Below are 631 nucleotides of genomic sequence, written 5' to 3'. Positions count from 1 at the left end.
GCGCTCGGCTCCGGCGGCCAGGCTGTCGGCACGGCCGGGCTTGCCGCCTTCCTCGGCATCGATTCCCCGCCGATCGACTATGAGCAGCTGCCGCTGCGCCGCTTCTCGCCGGCCAAGCTCGAGGATGTCTTCGGCGATCCGGCGAGCAACGACAACCTGACGCTCAGCCATGGCGGCGGCCTCTCCGGCAGTGCCGGCTCTGGCGGTGGCCATGACTTCGAGGGGATCGCCTCGGCCGGCGGCGGCTCGGGTGGCCACCACCCCGGCCCGGGCGGCCATTCCGGCCCGGGCGGCGAGAATCCTGGCGGACCCGGCGGTGAAAACCCCGGCGGGCCACGCAGCAACCGGGCGCCGCAACTCGCCGGCGTCGTCAACCTGCGCAGCATCGGGCGCTGCGAGACGCTGCTGATCACCATGGTCGGCCTGCTCGCGGGAGCGCGCGACCCCGATGGCGATGCGCTGTCGATCCGCAATCTCACCGTCTCCAGCGGCACGCTGACCGCGGTCGAGGGTGGCTGGGAGTTCACCCCGGCGCCCGGCTATTTTGGCCCGGTGACGCTGAGCTACGAGGTCAGCGACGAGACCGTCGCGGTCGCCCAGACCGCGCTCTTCAGGGTCGTCGAGTTCACCG

The 631-nt window shown here is 72.3% G+C and carries 1 protein-coding gene; it reads left to right on the top strand.

Features of this window, described 5'->3' with window-relative positions; translation table 11 throughout:
* Positions 1-631 (top strand): cadherin-like domain-containing protein (locus tag AC1DGP_RS35270; protein ID WP_476833299.1); only part of this gene is annotated, 631 nt, incomplete at both ends.

The sequence above is a fragment of the Allobosea sp. 05T433 genome, assembly GCF_056396065.1.
Note: the sequence above shows the minus strand (reverse complement) of the source record. Positions and strands in the feature narration are given on the sequence as shown.